The sequence below is a fragment of the Moorena bouillonii PNG genome (assembly GCF_001942495.1).
GTDB classification, from domain to species: domain Bacteria; phylum Cyanobacteriota; class Cyanobacteriia; order Cyanobacteriales; family Coleofasciculaceae; genus Moorena; species Moorena bouillonii.
On sequence record NZ_MKZS01000001.1, the window covers coordinates 3770027 to 3786308 of the forward strand.

Here is a 16282-nt window from a genome sequence, read left to right on the forward strand (position 1 = left end):
TCCGACTCCCGACTCCCGACTCCCCACTTCATACTTGATACTTGATACTTGATAATAGGGAAAAGGGCTATGAAGTTTCAAATCACTCTATGTTCAATAGCACTAAGTATTTTACTGATGGGCTGTTCAGCAGGGTCAGTTCCAGAAGACACTATAAATAGTAACTCTGTCAAATCTGGTCAACCGCCAGCAACAGCGCCATCAGTATCACAATCACCAACCAAATTAGGTCAAATGTTACCAATTTCTGCTGAAGCTGAAATCGCAGGTGAGCGGATTTCGCTGGAAGTGGCACAGACCCGTGAGCAAAAGGCAATGGGGTTGATGTATCGCCTATCTCTAGCACCGGATCGGGGCATGTTATTTGGCTTCTACCCACCACGACCTGTCAGCTTTTGGATGAAGAATGTTAAAATCGAGCTGGATATGGTCTTTCTAAGAAATGGGGAAGTAAAAGCGATCGCAAAATCTGTCCCCCCCTGCGAAACCGATGAATGCCCTACCTATGGTCCAGGAATGAAAATTATTGACCAAGTGATTGAACTTCGTGGCGGACGTGCGGCTGAACTGGGTCTGAAAGTAGGTGACCAGGTAAATGTCAAATTTCTGGATGGGAGTACTACCGCACCTAACTAATATAGCGCTACGCGCAAGTTAGAAGTCAGAAGTCAGAAGTCAGAAGTAAGCGATTACTTACGTTTCGGATCTATAGTTAAATGCTTACCTCTGTCGTGGGGCTTCTGGCGGATTAAGCTAAATTAGGGTAATCTTTCCTAAGACAGATGTAAAAATCTCGCAAATGACTATACCCTTGATTACTAATGGCTACCCTTGACATAATTAATCAAGGTTGGGAAAACAAGGGTAGGGGTGACGCTACTGAGTCTTAGCGGTGAATCGCTAAGTTGATGGTGTGAGAGAGTAGTCAGTTATAGCGTACGCCAGCCAAAGTTTTTAACTTGACAGACGCTTGTCACTCAAGCGCCTTAGGGAGTGTGTATTTAAAACTGTCGAATTTTGCTTGACTTAACCATATGAGCTACCAGGGTCTTGCCAACTCACTGTGTTGGCAAGGTCTAGGGGTGATGCTAGTAGGGTATTTCATCTCGATACTGGAAAGAAAGCGATGCAGCGCCGACCTGCGGGGGTTTCCCCCATGAGCGACTGCATCAAGACACATAATATTGCTGTTCTAGGTTGACGAAAATCTCAGGTTGGCAGTGATTTAGGACACAGGTAATCAGCCTTGTAACCCTGAAAATTTACACAGGGGTACTAGAGTGCTAGTCCTGTCATCCTAAACCCTAGTCGGGTGATGATTGGGAAAGTTAACTCTTTTCCTATGGGATTAATTATCCTTAAAACCTGAAAATTACTGACTGTTTCTATGTCAGTTATAACCGACGCTTGTAATTTCCTAGTGGACAGATGAGATAGTGGCTACTGATGGTTTACACATTCAGATTACTAATTCCAAAATAGAGCCTATTAAAGGAGGTGAAAGACAACTAATGGCACCAAAAACCTATACAAAATTCTTGCATTTTCTCCAAGAAGAGTTAGCAATTTCAAGAGATTCTATTGCGATCGCACTAAGACACCGGGAACAAGACCCAGGACTTTTGCCAATGATTCTTTGGCAGTACGGTTTGGTAACTCTGGAGCAATTAGATAAAATTTATGACTGGTTGGAAACAGCCTAAAGCCTGAGCCATGAGGGAGGAGTAGGCAATCTATGTCTAAGGAGCTATGTCTTTGGGTTAAAATATCCCTAAGACAAATTTATAATTCTACTTTGTGCTTCATTATTGATCCCCTTATCAAAAAGAGCGGTTTCATGAGCAACTCGCTCTTTTTGTTAGATATTGATTATCCGAATGTAAGTATTAATGTAACTATTCAGCCTACTGCTATCAGCTATCAGCCATTCATATAGCCTTTGTATCATCGGTTGTGAAAATACTCCCAAAGGCTAAGAGGCAAGAGGCAAGAGGCAAGAGGCAAGAGGGGAAAGAGATACTCAGTTTTATTGTCCAATAAAAAAAGACCATACAGGTTTACATCTCAAATACAAACGCTATAGTATGCCTGTAGCCCTTCAGCGGACTGCTGATAGTTAAATGCTTACAATGAAAGTCCACATGAACTATTCCTCTTCTGTCATTTTGGGACAATCGAACGAATTTGCGTCATTTCAGCCTACGAAAAATCAAGGTCTGACCCCAGTTTGACAGAAGAAGGCTATAGCGGGTTCTAACCTAATGAGGTACACAGGATTTTTTCCCTGTTCCCGATTCCCGATTCCCGATTCCCGATTCCCGATTCCCCATTACCTATTACCTATTACCTATTACCCAAAAATTTGTACATCACCTAATTGAAAACTGCTATAGTCATAATGGGTAGTTAAGATAACTAATGGGGTTGTACTACTTTGAAACGAACAATCGTAATACTCACTTTTGGCTTAATCTTAGGAATTTTGATCTCACAGTTTATTCCACCAGCCACAGCTTCTATAACTGTTGTAGAATCGCGGATTTCTTCTGTTGAATCTGAGATAATTAACTTGAGATTTAAACTCAATCAGTTAGAGACTCAGTTACGTCAGGTCAACCAGTCAGTTCCTGATAGTAATCGACCCAGTCAACACCAGGGACCATCACCAACTGATACCTATAGCAGGGTAGAAGCTGATCACCCCATGTTTAAGCGTCTCGCTACTTTAGTAATAGAACTCAAGGAACGGGTTAATCGATTAGAAGAAGAGGTATTACCAAAAGAATGAAGAATGAAGAATGAAGAATGAAGAATGAAGAATGAAGAATGAAGAATTAAGAATGAAGAATTAAGAATGAAGAATTAAGAATGGAAACTTCTAACTTCTAACTTCTAACTTCTAACTTCTAACTTCTAACTTCTAACTTCTAACTTCTAACTTCTAACTTCTCTTTGATGCTAGTTGATCTGCCCAGCGAGTTGTTTCTGGTAATCGATACTTAGATGTGCAGCGCAACACATAATCAATTGCTGTGGGTAAGCTGATGCGATGACCAATGGAAACATAGACTGGCTTAACTCCAGTCCGAGTACGCACAACGGCTCCAATGATTTCTCCATCATGGCTCAACGGTTGCCAATTACCTTTGTTTTCGGGCAACTCCTCATGATAACCAATGAATCGGGACTTAGCCACACCAATGGTGGGAATATCTGTCAGTACCCCCAGATGGCAGGCAAGACCAAACCGACGAGGATGGGCAATTCCCTGACCATCACACAAAATTAAGTCAGGGATAATGCTAATTTTTTCCAAAGCATCCAGTACTACAGGGACTTCTCGGAATGATAGGAAGCCTGGTACATAGGGAAAGGTAGTGGGTCTCGATGCGATCGCATTTTCCCTCAGCTGCAAGTCGGGAAAGCTTAAAACTGCTACTGCTGCCTGTGATATAGCGCCATCCTCCTCAAAACCTACATCTACACCCGCAACATACTGCACTTCCCCCAAGTGATCTTCACAAATTACCTCAGGTTGTAGTTGTTGTTGAATTGCTTTAGCTTCTTCACTATTGACTGGCCAAGGGTGGCGTTGTTGGATCTCCATAGTGATTTTATGATTGGTATAGGGCTACGCGCAATGGCATTGGCAAGAGGCAAGAGGCAAAAGTTCACTACAAAAGCAAATGAGCTTTTATCAATGTCCTAACTTTAATGCGTAGTGCTATATGTGGAAATTTTCCATTTCCTGGCGCAACATAAACGATGATTAATTATAATCAATTAATTAATTAACTAGATTCGCTCCAACTGATATCAAAACGCTGGCGCAAGATAAATTCTGCGATCGCTAAATCCACTGGGGTAGTTACCTTCAAATTCGTCTCCTCCCCTTCCACAATCTTGACTGGCAAGCTGCACCGTTCAAACAAAGCTGCATCATCCGTAACTTCCCAGCCAGCCTTACGTCCTTGGTCATGGCACTGTTTCAACAACTTCACCTCAAATCCCTGGGGTGTCTGTGCTGCCCACAATCCTTTCCGATCCGGTGTATCTTGAACAAGATTGGCTTCATCCACCACTTTAATGGTATCCTTAACTGGCACAGCGGCAATTAGACCGGGACAAGCCATTAGGACTTCGGCACACCGTGCCAGTAACTCAGGGGTAGCTAAGCATCTAGCACCATCGTGAATCAACACCCTTTCGGCTTCTGCTGGTAAAGCCTGCAAGCCATTATAGACAGATTCTTGCCGTGTTTCCCCCCCCTCAATCAACTCCACAGGTTTAGATAGGGCAAGTTCAGCTAGAATTGCTTTAAACTCTGGCGAGTCATAGGGTTGTCCGATGATCCCAATCCAGCTAATACTACTAGCTTTCTCTGCTGCTAGTAGCGTCCAAGCAAGTATTGGTTTACCTAGAAGTGTTAAAAGAAGCTTATTGCGATCGCTCCCCATCCGTCGTCCCATTCCGGCTGCTGGAATTAATAAATGCACGATTTTCTACCTCTTAGCTCCTGCTTCATGGCTGAGCTTAGGATACTATGCCCTGGATAGAATCAGAATTAGTCGTTCCAGCGTCAAGTTAAAATTAAGCTGATCCGTAAGCTCAAGTAATTTGAGATGAGAATACTAGCCCTTGTCCCTGGTGGAATTGGCGACCAAATCCTGTTCTTTCCCACCCTCTCACAACTAAAACAGTATTATCCCAAAGCTGAGATTGACGTTATTGTGGAACCGCGAGCCAAGGGGGCTTATCGGGTTTGTCAGTCAGTCGATGAAGTCCTAACCTTTGATTTTAAAGACCGCAATGGTCTCGCAGATTTTGGTAACTTGTTGGGAGTGATCCGCGATCGCGAGTACGATGCTGCGATGACCCTGGGACGTCGGTGGTCAGTTGGGCTGTTGCTCTGGATGACTGGTATTGTGCGTCGAATTGGTTACCAAGCTGGTTCAAGGGATTTGTTTTTTACCAACCCTGTGCCCCTAAAAACTGAGCAGTATGCTGCCCATATGTACCACGACTTACTACTAGGTTTCGGTATTAACGTTCCTTGTCAAGAACTCGCGGTTAGGGTTCCCAAATCAGATATTGAGTGGGCAGAAGCTCAACAGCAACAGCTAGACATTCCAGAAATTGGCTACATTCTTATTCATGGCGGTTCTAGTAAACTCGCTCTGTCCCAAGGAATTGATAAAATCTACCCAGTTGAGAAATGGCAGCAGATTGTTGAGGACATTCGCCAAAAACAACCCGATCTACCCATTGTCTTGCTAAAAGGGCCAGAGGATGCAGAATGGTGCCAGGCTATGATGGAGTACCATCGTGACCTCAAAGTTACTGCTCCAGAAGATATTGGGAAATTGGCAGCCATGATTGCTGGTGCTAATTTGATGCTGTGTACCGATAGTGCACCGATGCATCTAGCTGTAGCTGTTGGTACTCCTACCATTGCCTTGTTTGGTCCGACAGAGGCCAAAAAACTACTACCTGTCAAGGAGGGGGTATACGGTATTCAATCACCTACCGGTCGGATTGCTGATATCAAACCGGAAACTGTATTAGAGCAAATTTGGGGTAGCTAATAGGTTCCCAGTATTTCTTGAAAAAGTAATCAAGGTGCTTTTCTGTTATCCCCAAAATCTGTTGAGGATGGAAAGCTGACGCTATAGGGGTTGATTGAGATGATCATCAACCCGATGTGACATTATACTTTGCACAGCCATAAGCTGCCCATTCATAGTATTTCTTATGCCAAGATAGCGTTTCTTATACTGATGAGCCTCCACTCCATCTCCCCATCTCCCTATCCATCTTATTTATCATGGGTATTCAACCAGACTTGATATCACCCCCTGAGGTTTCGATCAGATCAAACAAAGTATCATCAAGTTCATAGCCGAGTAACTGAGCCATCGACTTGAGGCGGGATGGGCTCTGTATACCCCACTGCTTTAACCATTGAGTAAGTACAAATATCTTCTGCATCACAAAAATTTCTAAGGCTTCAGAGTTGTACTGGATGCCTTCTGTACGATTAAATTGGTGAGGCACTAGCATAGCAGTATAGCGGACGAATTCCCCAGATTTCCAATCTAGTAGAAAAGGTAACCAGGGATAGGTAGCATCCAAGCGCACAAACCATAACCGCACCTCTGGGATTTCTGAGAATTCCCGAGGATCCTCAGGATCGCAATCAAAATCAATCTTAAAGCCTAGCTGCTGCTCATAGTTTGCGATCGCACCGTCTTGCAGCCACGTTTCAATCAATGTCTGAGCTGGAGACAAGTCTAAGGTTTGGAAATGGTTAGTATTTAAGGAAATGATTGTAGTCACGCAATAGTTCCAATATCAATAAAATCAGTCAAGTCTTACACTATTTTCTCCTGCTAGGCATTTCCGTGCTCAAACACCTAGATGTTGCAGATATTTTGAGCAACTACTACAATAGAGTCAGCAGGTTTTACTGGGAAGTTGGTGACTGCCAATAGTGTTTTTTGATCTATGCTCATGTATATAAGGGAACTAATCGGATTTGCGGCAGTAGACTGGGAAAATACCCAGAAACTTCAAGCGAGATTCGACGGTGCCCACCTGGTTAGCCAGGTCATAAACTGAGGTAAGACGGCTTCTTGGTGAACCTGTAGGATCAGACAATCATCGTCTGAAGGATGTGTGACTAGTGATCGGCAACTAGTGATCGGCAACTGGTAAGTAATAACCTAAATACAGGAATTGGCTGAAAAAGTTAGTGGACAGTAGGCAAAAGTATCACAAAGCTTGGCCATTGCCTCAAGTAATTTGCTATTTTATGGCGCTCACGGGATATTCCGTCAGATCTTTGGGAGATACCCCCTGGGTGCGATGGCATCTTGCCTTGGCGATCTAGGGTCTGCCTTTGGTAGACTTTGGTAGCTAAAAAGTATCGGAACCTAGCGGAGAAATCTAGACCTATACTAGTCTAGCTCTTACTTTCCTCGAAAGCTAATAGCTAATTAGTTAGGAGGTTTGAGTATAAATCAAAACTATTCAAAATTCGGTGTTATCATAGCTGCTTACAGCGCTCGGATCAGTATCACGCTTAGATCCCAGTAAATCAAGGCGCTCTACTCGGATCACAGGTTGTGAGCGATCAGCTCCGGTGGTGCGATCGCTCCAAGTGTCAATTTTCAAAGACCCTTTTACACCAATTAAGCTACCTTTACGCACATAATTAGCAGCTACTTCCGCCGTCTTCCCCCAAATCTCTAAGTTGAACCAGTCAGGCTGATCACTATTGCGTGTCCGTCGTCTCACTGCCAAGGCCAGTTTACACAATACACCCCCAGACTCAAAATACTTAACATCTGGGTCTGTACCTGCACGACCGACTAAATGGACAACATTGAGACTCATAGTTATATTGGTACTTTTGTACTGATTATGGCTCTACAATAGCAGATTGAGCTGGTGTATAACAATTACTAACTTATTTTAAGACTTATTTTAAGTGACCGAAGCAAGTCAGTCATCAATAGTATTCTAGTTAACTTGAGCTTAACTTGAGCCGGTGAAACCGTTGTGTATTTGCAGTTGGGTGTATTTGCAGAAATTTATTCTAAAGAGTATCCGGAGAATCATGATCACCTAGTGTACTAGCGTACTAGACTAACTGGATAAAACATAATAGAATCCACCTCAGTTACAGTTTCGGTGCAATTTCGGTTGTACACAGCATTTTGTGAGGCGTAGAAACTAGTGAGTATTTTAAATCACTTTTCCCTGTCACGGGACATGGGTATAGACCTGGGTACAGCTAACACCTTAGTCTATGTATCTGGTAAGGGCATTGTTCTTCAAGAGCCTTCTGTGGTTGCCATTGATCAAGACGAAAAGCTTCCTCTAGCCGTAGGCGAAGAGGCAAAAAAGATGTTGGGAAGAACCCCAGGTAATGTAGTTGCCCTACGTCCTTTACGGGATGGTGTGATTGCTGACTTCGATACCGCTGAACTGATGCTGAAGCACTTCATCCAGCGGGTAAACGAAGGCAAAGCCCTAGTTTCACCTCGAATTGTGATTGGTATCCCCAGCGGTGTCACAGGTGTGGAGCGACGAGCCGTCATGGAAGCCGCATTACAAGCTGGTGCTAGAGAAGTTAGGTTAATTGATGAACCAGTAGCAGCAGCCATTGGTGCTGGATTACCTGTAGCAGAACCAACCGGTAACATGATTATTGATATCGGTGGAGGCACCACTGAGGTAGCAGTTCTCAGTTTACAGGGGACCGTTCTAAGTGAATCAGTGCGTGTTGCGGGAGATGAACTGAATGAGGCAATCACTCAGTATATGAAAAAAGTCCATAACCTAGTGATTGGGGAACGGACAGCAGAAGACATCAAAATCCGCATTGGCTCAGCCTATCCGACACCTGAGGATAATGAAGCTGCCATGGAAGTGCGAGGATTACACTTGCTGTCTGGCTTGCCACGAACTGTCACCATCAAACGACCAGAGATTCGTGAAAGTATGGCAGAACCCCTTTCTGTTATTGTTGATGCTGTTAAGCGCACTCTAGAACGGACTCCCCCCGAACTGGCAGCTGATATTATTGATAGAGGTATTATGCTGGCGGGTGGTGGTGCTTTATTGAAAGGATTAGATACACTTATTAGTCATGAAAGTGGCATTGTCACCCATGTGGCAGCTGATCCACTCAGCTGCGTTGTTTTGGGAACTGGTCGAGTATTAGAGAACTACAAACAGTTAGAGCGGGTGTTTAGTGGGCGTTCCCGTAATATGTAGTGGTCAGCTATTAAACATCAACCTTAAAGAGTATTTTAGTTCAATATATCAAGAGTGTAGATTGAGTGTGGCTAGTGTAAAAACTCACTGATTAGCCAAAATCTGACTATTTTATGGATAGGCTATGTACATGCTGCGTCGCTGGTGGGGGAGACATGGAGTAGCAATTATGCTGGGGAGTCTTACCCTAATTGCTGCTTGGTTACTGAGAACAACTCAGGGTGCAACAATTTTTGAAATCTATCAATTGATAACCCGCCCTTTTCAATCGCTACCTGCAAGAGAAGAAAGCCTCTCTAATGCGCGGATACTGGAACTACAACAGCAGGTAGAGGAACTCAAAACCCAAAACCAGAAGCTAAAAGAGCTGTTAGGTTATAAGAAAACCCAGAATAAACTAAGAATTGTTGCGCCTGTTGTGGGACGTAGCGCTGACAGTTGGTGGCAAGAAATCATTCTCGGAAGAGGGAGTGAAGCTGGAATCAAAACGGGCTTCGTTGTTATGGCACCTGGCGGTGTAGTGGGTAGAGTCGTTAGCGTAACACCCCACACCAGTCGTGCCTTGCTGATCAGTGACCCCACTAGTAAGGTAGGTGCCGTGATCAGCCGTAGCCGTAGCATGGGTTTTTTGGGTGGAAAAGGAACTAATCGGGCAATAATGCAGTTTTTTGATAAAGTGCCAAACGTCCGTCCTGGTGATGCTGTGGCTACCTCCACTGTTAGCCAGCTTTTCCCAGCTGGTTTACCCCTAGGACGTGTAGAGTCTGTTATTCTTGACAAAAGTCCAGCGCCAGAGGCGATTATTGAGCTGACAGCCCCCATGAGTTATCTGGAGTGGGTGATTATTCATCCCAATCACCCATGATTTATGACCAATGAACAATAACCCATGACTAATAGACCTCTTGCAAAAATATTTTGAGTTATAATAATAGTTTTGGGAAAAATTACTTAGATTGTGTACTAGGCTTATACACAAACTGTACTAGGCTTATACACAAACAAAGTACAAAGCACGTTTGTTAGTCAAAAGCGATCGCTAACTCGGAAATTCCCAGACTAGTGATTATACCAGGAAAAACTTTTGCAAGAGGTCTAATCAACAATGACCAACACGTCTCAGTTTTCTATTTGGGTTCGTCGAACAATCAATTGGGCAGTAACTGTTATTTCAGTTATCTTCTGCTCAATCTTATTACTGACACGTTTACCTGGAATGGAATTACTGGGAATCGCTCCCAACTGGCTGTTGATTTGGGTTGTGGCCTGGAGCATTAAACGCACAGCCTTTCAAGGAGCATTCGCAGGGTTGGTATTGGGGTTAGTGCAAGATGGTATGACATTCCCTGAGCCTACCCATGTCTATAGCCTTGCCATCGTGGGGATTTTGACTGCTCTGATTCAAAAGCAACGGTATATTCAGGAAGATTTTATTTCAGTAGCTTTAATTGTGTTTGGCATGGCGATTGTTGGGGAAACAGTTACTGCTATTCAGCATAGTTTTCAAGGCTCTCGCCAATTAGCACAAATCTGGACAGACCATCAGCGTATTGCCATCTGTTCTGCAATTCTCAGTAGTCTTTGGGCACCAGTCGTCTACTATCCACTCAATCGATGGTGGCAGTGGTGCAATTCAATGGAGGAATCGTGATGCTTTATGAAGGTTGAAGGTTGAAGGTTGAAGGTTGAAGGTTGAAGGTTGAAGGTTGAAGGTTGAAGGTTAAAGGTTAAAGGTTAAAGGTTAAAGGTTGAAGGTTATCGCTCTACCGCACCTAGTATCGATAAAACCGCGCTTATAACAGTGTCTTGATCCAAAGCGCGAGTGAGGGAAACGCCCGTAGAGCCACTGCATCGCTTTTACAGAGCAAGTTCGGTAGAGCCAACAGCTCTAGAGAGTTCTAATAGATAAGAGGTGGCACAAAGTAGGTCGCTACAGATATGAGTGGGTTCAAACCGCTTGAGATATGATTGAGAACGAATGCCACAGGTAAGAGCTATGGTGGGAATTGAGAGAGCTTGTCCTGCGAGAATATCGGCTTCTGTATCACCAATCATCCAAGCAGATACGGACGGTTGAGCCAGCGGAGATTGTTCGGTATAGGATGAAGTACTATGCTCAGACAGTGCTTGTTGGAGAAGTTCCTGTTTGACCTGAGCATAGTTTTGATAAGCATGGTGGTTTTCTGTGGTCCCATAAATGCCGCTAAAAAGACGAGTTAAACCGTAATTGCTCAATATCTGTTTGACCTGGGATGTGCAACGCAATGTCACCAGAACTAGTCTGATACCATAAGAATGCAGCAAAGGTAAGGCCCAGTTTACGTTTGGTTGCAGCTGATCTTTGTTCAATAAGGCAGATTGATTCACAATCTTGATCACACGCCCCAAGAAGAAATCGATTTGCTCTCCTCGCAACCCTGAACGCATGGCAATTTCTTCGTCAGGGATGCGTTCTTGCTTCATTTGCCAGAACTGCTGTTTACTCATGGTCTGGATCGGTAAGCTTATACCTTTAGCTTGGTAGAAGCCTTGAGTATCGGTTAGTGCTAGCTGGTACGTGGTGTAGTAGCGATTGGAAACATCAACAATCGGACCGTCAAAATCACAGAATACGGTCAGTTGTTGCAAGTAGGGGACTGTATTTTGAGGCAGGTAAAATCGGGATAATTGCCTGTCTGGGGCAGCAACACAGTTCATAGATTAGATTTTGGCTGGGCTGGGCTTTTTGAAATACTTCTTTACAATGTACCAGTTTTAGTGTATTTTCGCACCTGGTTGACGGGACATTGATACCATTTTGTATTCTTTGGAGAAACTATTTTGATCGTTGGCGGTCTAAAAATAACTATATATAGTTTAAAAAAACTGTAGCCCTAAGTAACTCGAGCAGCACTTAGGCTAAATTAGGCAACAATTGCATTCCATGAGTGCAACTTTGTACTAGCATGTAAAAACCTATATATTGATCTGTTCACTCCTGCTGTTGAGCTACTAGGGGCGTAATGAGCGAAAATATTGCTTTGAGTAGATTAATTCAAAACCCCCATCCTAATATTGGGATAAGACCACTATCTCTTTGTAGCTAGGCATGAGCTACTGTATCAATCCCCTGTGCCTTCAACCAGATGACCCAGGGAACATGACGAATCTCGTTTGTCGCCATTGTGGCTCAGATTTGTTATTACAAGGTCGCTATCGGGTGATGCGCCTGTTAAGTGACCAAAGTGGCTTTGGTAAGGTTTACGAAGCTTACAACGGGGCAGTACCAAAAATTTTAAAAGTGCTTAAGCCAGAGCACAACTCGAAATCCAGAATTATTGAACTATTTCGCCAAGAGGCAGCTGTATTGAGCAAGCTGACTCATCCCGGTATCCCTCAAATCGATCCAGAGGGCTACTTTCAGTTTTTTCCTAGACAGAGTAAGGAGCCGCTGCATTGCATCATCATGGAGAAAATTGATGGACTTAACTTGAAGCAGTGGATGAGGCAACAGGGCAATCACCCAATTCTAGAACCGCAAGCCCTTAAATGGTTAAAGCAGATAGTAGAGATTTTGCATCTTGTTCACCAAGAAAACTATTTCCATCGCGATATCAAGCCAGAAAACATCATGCTCCGTGCCAATGGGCAATTGGTATTGATTGACTTTGGCACCGCTAGAGAGTTGACCTATACCTACCTAGCGGAAATTGGTGGTGGAGGCAGTGTTACCAAGATTAGTTCCCATGGCTATACTCCCCCAGAGCAAGAAAAAGGGTATGCAGTCCCACAGTCCGATTTTTATGCTCTGGGGCGAACCTTTGTTTATTTACTAACTGGGAAATCAGTCACGGATCAGAGTGTTTATGATCCGTTAAATGATCAATTTCATTGGCGTGATCATGCTCCTCAAATATCTGAGCAGCTAGCCGAATTTATTGATAGTTTGATGGCCCCAACGGCAGCAGCTCGACCTCAGAAAACTCAGCAAATTTTAAATGATATCGCTAATATTTCATCTTTTATTAGTATTTCACAGGCTAATACTAATCTAGAAGCGAGTACAACCAACCAAAGATTTAAAACTAAATCTCAACCCAATATTTCTATAGAAACGGAAGTTGTCAAAACCCCAAGAAGAAGATGGTGGTTAGGAGGGATATTGACTTTGGTGGTGGGATTATTTGGTGCTGGTGGTTGGCTATTGTATCAATCCTATAATCCTTCCCTTAGAAAATATCAAGAGATATCTGCTCAAGAATTATCTGTAGTTAACACTAAGACCTTCACTGCTCATTCAAGTTGGGTTAATTACCTAGTCATTAGTCAAGATGGCGAATTATTAGTTAGTGGGAGCGCCGATAAAACGATTAAAATTTGGAATATCAACACGGCAGAAGAAATCTACACTCTCCAAGGTCATAATAGCTTTGTTAATTATCTAGCTATTAGTCCCGATGGACAACACTTATTTAGTGCTAGTGCCGATAAGACGATTAAAATTTGGGATATCAACACGGGAAAAGAACTCCGCACTCTCCAAGGTCATAAGAGTTATATTAATCATCTAGCGGTTAGTCCGGATGGACAACGATTGTTTAGTGCTAGTGCCGATAAGACGATTAAGATTTGGGATATCAACACGGGAGAAGAACTCCGCACTCTCCAAGGTCATCAAAGTTCAATTAACTTTTTATTAATTAGTCAGAATGATCAAGAACTATTTAGTGCTAGTGCTGATAAGACAATTAAAATTTGGGATATCAACACTGGGGAAGAAATCGACACTCTAAAAGGCCATGATAGCTATGTTAATTCTCTAGCCATAAGTCCGGATGGACAACGATTGTTTAGTGCTAGTGCTGACAATACTATCAAAGTATGGAATCTAGATACTGGAGAAGAAGTCAATAGTCTAACTGATCATACCAATTATGTGGAAGAACTAGCTATCGGTGCTAATTGTAAGAAGTTGTTCAGTGGAAGTGCAGATAAAACGATAAAAGTGTGGGATTTTGCTAATGAAAAACTAATCTACACCCTAAATGGTTTTCCAAATCCAATTGACTATTTTGCGATTAGTCCTGATTGCCATACAATTGCTACTAGTGGTGGTAAAAAGATAATAAAACTGTGGAATTTGCCACAGTTAATTCATTAGTTTTTAAGTGATTATTATGGTTGAGCTATTGGTGAAAAAATTAAATTTTATGACGTTTATAGTTTAGAGTCAAAGTTAATTAAATGCTAAGGGATTTCATTAATGATTAAAAATAAAATATCAATAGTAACAAACGAATACTAACAGAGGAATAGTAATAGACAAATGGACAACTCTCCTGTGACATCTTTTCCTGAAACTCCCTTGGCGCAAGCCATGATACAGCGGTGTATCCAACTAGCACGGCGAGCCCAGGGACGTACTACACCCAACCCTTTAGTGGGTTGTGTAATTGTCCGGAATGGGGAAATTGTCGGGGAAGGGTTTCATCCCGCTGCTGGTCAACCCCATGCGGAAGTGTTTGCCCTCTCAGAGGCTGGGGAAAATGCCCAGGGCGCAACGGTTTACGTGAATCTGGAACCCTGCAATCACTATGGTAGAACCCCTCCTTGTACAGAAGCGTTAATTAAGGCTGGAGTCGCTAAAGTAGTTGTCGGGATGGTGGACCCTGATCCACGGGTATCTGGAAAAGGTATTGAACGGTTAAGGGCGGCTGGGATTGAAGTGGTGGTAGGTGTGGAAGAGAGTGCTTGCCGTCAGCTTAATGAAGGCTTTATTCATCGCATTATTTACCAGCGTCCATTGGGAATTCTCAAATATGCCATGACTTTAGATGGCAAAATTGCTGCTACTAGTGGTCATAGCAAATGGATTACAGGGGAAAACTCACGTAGTTGGGTGCATCAATTGCGATCAGCTTGCGATGCAGTGATTGTGGGCGGTAATACGGTGCGTCAGGATAACCCCAATTTGACTAGCCACAATCCAAACGCACCGAATCCCCTACGGGTGATCATGAGTCGCACCCTCGACTTACCCAGAGATGCTCGTGTTTGGCAAACGGATGATGTACCGACGTTGGTGTTTACAGAGGTCGGAACTGAGGGAGATTTATATCAACATCTGGTCAACCAGGGTGTAGAGGTGGTGGTATTGAATCCCCTGACGCCTTCTCAAGTCATGGCATATTTATATGACAGGCAGCTTTCCAGTGTGTTATGGGAATGTGGTGGTATCTTAGCGGCAAATGCGATCGCAGATGGTGCAGTCCAAAAAATCGTAGCCTTTATTGCTCCCAAAATCATTGGTGGTCAAGGTGGTCCCTCACCGGTAGGAGATTTAGGCTTGACACTCATGACTGATGCTCTAACCTTAGAACGAGTCAGTTGGCGTCAGATAGGATCGGATTATGTTGTAGAAGGTTATTTAGCTCCTGATAGGAAGTAGGGAGTCGGGAGTGGAGTCGGTAATCGGGAATCGGGAGTCGGGAGTCGGGGTAAGAAAATTGACTATACCTGATAAGTATGATCAATCTTATAAAATTTGAGATAAAAACTGCTTAGTACGTTCATGTTGAGGATTGTTGAAAAATTCCTGGGGTGTACTTTCTTCCACCAACTTCCCATCAGCCATTAATACCACTCGGTCTGCCACTTCTCTTGCAAAACCTACTTCGTGGGTAACGCAAACCATAGTCATCCCAGAATCAGCAAGCGATCGCATGGTATCGAGTACCTCTCGCACCATCTCCGGATCGAGAGCTGAGGTAGGCTCATCAAATAACATAATTTTAGGCTGCATTGCCAAAGCACGGGCAATAGCTACCCGTTGCTGTTGTCCCCCTGACAGTTGACCGGGATACTTCTTAGCTTGTTCGAGAATACCGACTTTCTCTAACAGCTGCATGGCAATTTCTTCAGCTTTTGCCTTTTTCCAGCGGCGTACCCAAATGGGAGCAAGGGTGACATTTTGCAGTACAGTCAGGTGAGGAAATAAGTTAAATTGTTGGAAAACCATCCCCACTTCCTTGCGAATGGTATCAATGTTTCGCAAGTCATGGGAGAGTTCAATGTTATCTATAATAATTTTTCCTTTTTGATAGTCTTCTAGAGCATTAAATGTCCGAATAAAGGTGGATTTTCCAGACCCACTAGGCCCCATAATCACTACTACTTCTTTTTTCTTGACTTCTAAACTGACACCACGCAGAACATGAAATTGGTTGCTGGCGTACCACTTATGAACATCTTGAGCGATGATCATGGATTCGGGATCTCCGGAATTAACTGGGTCTTCAGGAGCAGTGATCGGTTGTTGATTGGTCATGATTCTTTTCCCTTGAGTAAGGTTAGATTGGGTTAAAGGTTAAAGGTTACAGGTTGAAAGTTACAGGTTGAAAGTTACAGGTTTAAGGTTACAGGTTTAAGGTTACAGGTTGAAAGTTACAGGTTGAAAGTTACAGGTTGAAAGTTACAGGTTTAAGGTTACAGGTTTAAGGTTACAGGTTTAAGGTTACAGGTT

The 16282-nt window shown here is 43.3% G+C and carries 15 protein-coding genes and 1 other RNA gene; 10 read left to right on the forward strand and 6 right to left on the reverse strand.

The annotated features are described in order from the left end of the window. Window positions 1-69: 69 nt before the first annotated feature. The 3 genes from BJP37_RS15420 (at window position 70) to BJP37_RS15430 (ending at window position 2788) form a co-directional block, all read left to right on the forward strand. Window positions 70-636: a DUF192 domain-containing protein gene (locus tag BJP37_RS15420; protein WP_075900041.1), complete on the forward strand. Its 567-nt coding sequence runs from the start codon at window positions 70-72 to the stop codon at window positions 634-636. A gap of 875 nt (window positions 637-1511) precedes the next feature. Further along, window positions 1512-1703, forward strand: a complete 192-nt coding sequence (locus BJP37_RS15425) for a DUF2949 domain-containing protein (protein ID WP_070396710.1) — start codon at window positions 1512-1514, stop codon at window positions 1701-1703. 731 nt (window positions 1704-2434) lie between these two features. Continuing rightward, on the forward strand, window positions 2435-2788 hold the full coding sequence (locus BJP37_RS15430; RefSeq protein WP_081431201.1) for a hypothetical protein: 354 nt from the start codon (window positions 2435-2437) through the stop codon (window positions 2786-2788). Between the two features lie 153 nt (window positions 2789-2941). Here BJP37_RS15430 and nfi read toward each other — a convergent pair whose 3' ends face one another. Both nfi and ispD read right to left on the reverse strand, forming a co-directional pair. Beyond that, window positions 2942-3607: a deoxyribonuclease V gene (nfi, locus tag BJP37_RS15435; protein ID WP_075900043.1), complete on the reverse strand. Its 666-nt coding sequence runs from the start codon at window positions 3605-3607 to the stop codon at window positions 2942-2944. Window positions 3608-3791: 184 nt separating this feature from the next. Next, a complete protein-coding gene (gene ispD / locus BJP37_RS15440; protein ID WP_075900045.1) occupies window positions 3792-4496 on the reverse strand; it encodes a 2-C-methyl-D-erythritol 4-phosphate cytidylyltransferase in 705 nt (234 codons plus the stop codon). A gap of 126 nt (window positions 4497-4622) precedes the next feature. On the opposite strand from ispD, the gene BJP37_RS15445 reads away from it, so the two are divergent. Next, a complete protein-coding gene (locus tag BJP37_RS15445; RefSeq protein ID WP_075900047.1) occupies window positions 4623-5585 on the forward strand; it encodes a glycosyltransferase family 9 protein in 963 nt (320 codons plus the stop codon). A 247-nt stretch (window positions 5586-5832) separates the two neighbouring features. Here BJP37_RS15445 and BJP37_RS15450 read toward each other — a convergent pair whose 3' ends face one another. After that, entirely contained in the window at window positions 5833-6336 is a 504-nt protein-coding gene (locus BJP37_RS15450; protein WP_075900049.1) for a CRR6 family NdhI maturation factor, read from the reverse strand. A gap of 124 nt (window positions 6337-6460) precedes the next feature. Here BJP37_RS15450 and ssrS point away from each other — a divergent pair. Next, window positions 6461-6643, forward strand: a non-coding RNA gene (gene ssrS, locus BJP37_RS15455) — 6S RNA. 386 nt (window positions 6644-7029) lie between these two features. Here ssrS and BJP37_RS15460 read toward each other — a convergent pair. After that, window positions 7030-7395 (reverse strand): single-stranded DNA-binding protein, encoded by a 366-nt coding sequence (locus BJP37_RS15460; protein ID WP_075900051.1) that lies wholly within the window; start codon window positions 7393-7395, stop codon window positions 7030-7032. 378 nt (window positions 7396-7773) lie between these two features. On the opposite strand from BJP37_RS15460, the gene BJP37_RS15465 reads away from it, so the two are divergent. The 3 genes from BJP37_RS15465 (at window position 7774) to mreD (ending at window position 10432) form a co-directional block, all read left to right on the forward strand. Next, the gene (locus BJP37_RS15465) at window positions 7774-8781 is read left to right on the forward strand and encodes a rod shape-determining protein (protein WP_070393270.1); all 1008 of its coding nucleotides are present in this window, start codon (window positions 7774-7776) and stop codon (window positions 8779-8781) included. Between the two features lie 124 nt (window positions 8782-8905). Next, window positions 8906-9646: a rod shape-determining protein MreC gene (gene mreC / locus BJP37_RS15470; protein WP_075900053.1), complete on the forward strand. Its 741-nt coding sequence runs from the start codon at window positions 8906-8908 to the stop codon at window positions 9644-9646. A gap of 240 nt (window positions 9647-9886) precedes the next feature. Next, window positions 9887-10432: a rod shape-determining protein MreD gene (gene mreD, locus BJP37_RS15475; protein ID WP_075900055.1), complete on the forward strand. Its 546-nt coding sequence runs from the start codon at window positions 9887-9889 to the stop codon at window positions 10430-10432. A 206-nt stretch (window positions 10433-10638) separates the two neighbouring features. On the opposite strand, the gene BJP37_RS15480 is transcribed toward mreD, so the two are convergent. Beyond that, complete coding sequence (locus BJP37_RS15480) at window positions 10639-11478, reverse strand: HAD family hydrolase (RefSeq protein WP_075900057.1); 840 nt, start codon at window positions 11476-11478, stop codon at window positions 10639-10641. Between the two features lie 391 nt (window positions 11479-11869). Here BJP37_RS15480 and BJP37_RS15485 point away from each other — a divergent pair, with 391 nt between their 5' ends. Then, on the forward strand, window positions 11870-13921 hold the full coding sequence (locus tag BJP37_RS15485; protein ID WP_075900059.1) for a protein kinase domain-containing protein: 2052 nt from the start codon (window positions 11870-11872) through the stop codon (window positions 13919-13921). 165 nt (window positions 13922-14086) lie between these two features. Continuing rightward, window positions 14087-15208: a bifunctional diaminohydroxyphosphoribosylaminopyrimidine deaminase/5-amino-6-(5-phosphoribosylamino)uracil reductase RibD gene (gene ribD / locus BJP37_RS15490; protein ID WP_075900061.1), complete on the forward strand. Its 1122-nt coding sequence runs from the start codon at window positions 14087-14089 to the stop codon at window positions 15206-15208. Between the two features lie 87 nt (window positions 15209-15295). Here ribD and BJP37_RS15495 read toward each other — a convergent pair whose 3' ends face one another. Beyond that, a complete protein-coding gene (locus BJP37_RS15495) occupies window positions 15296-16087 on the reverse strand; it encodes an amino acid ABC transporter ATP-binding protein (RefSeq protein ID WP_075900063.1) in 792 nt (263 codons plus the stop codon). Window positions 16088-16282 lie beyond the last annotated feature (195 nt).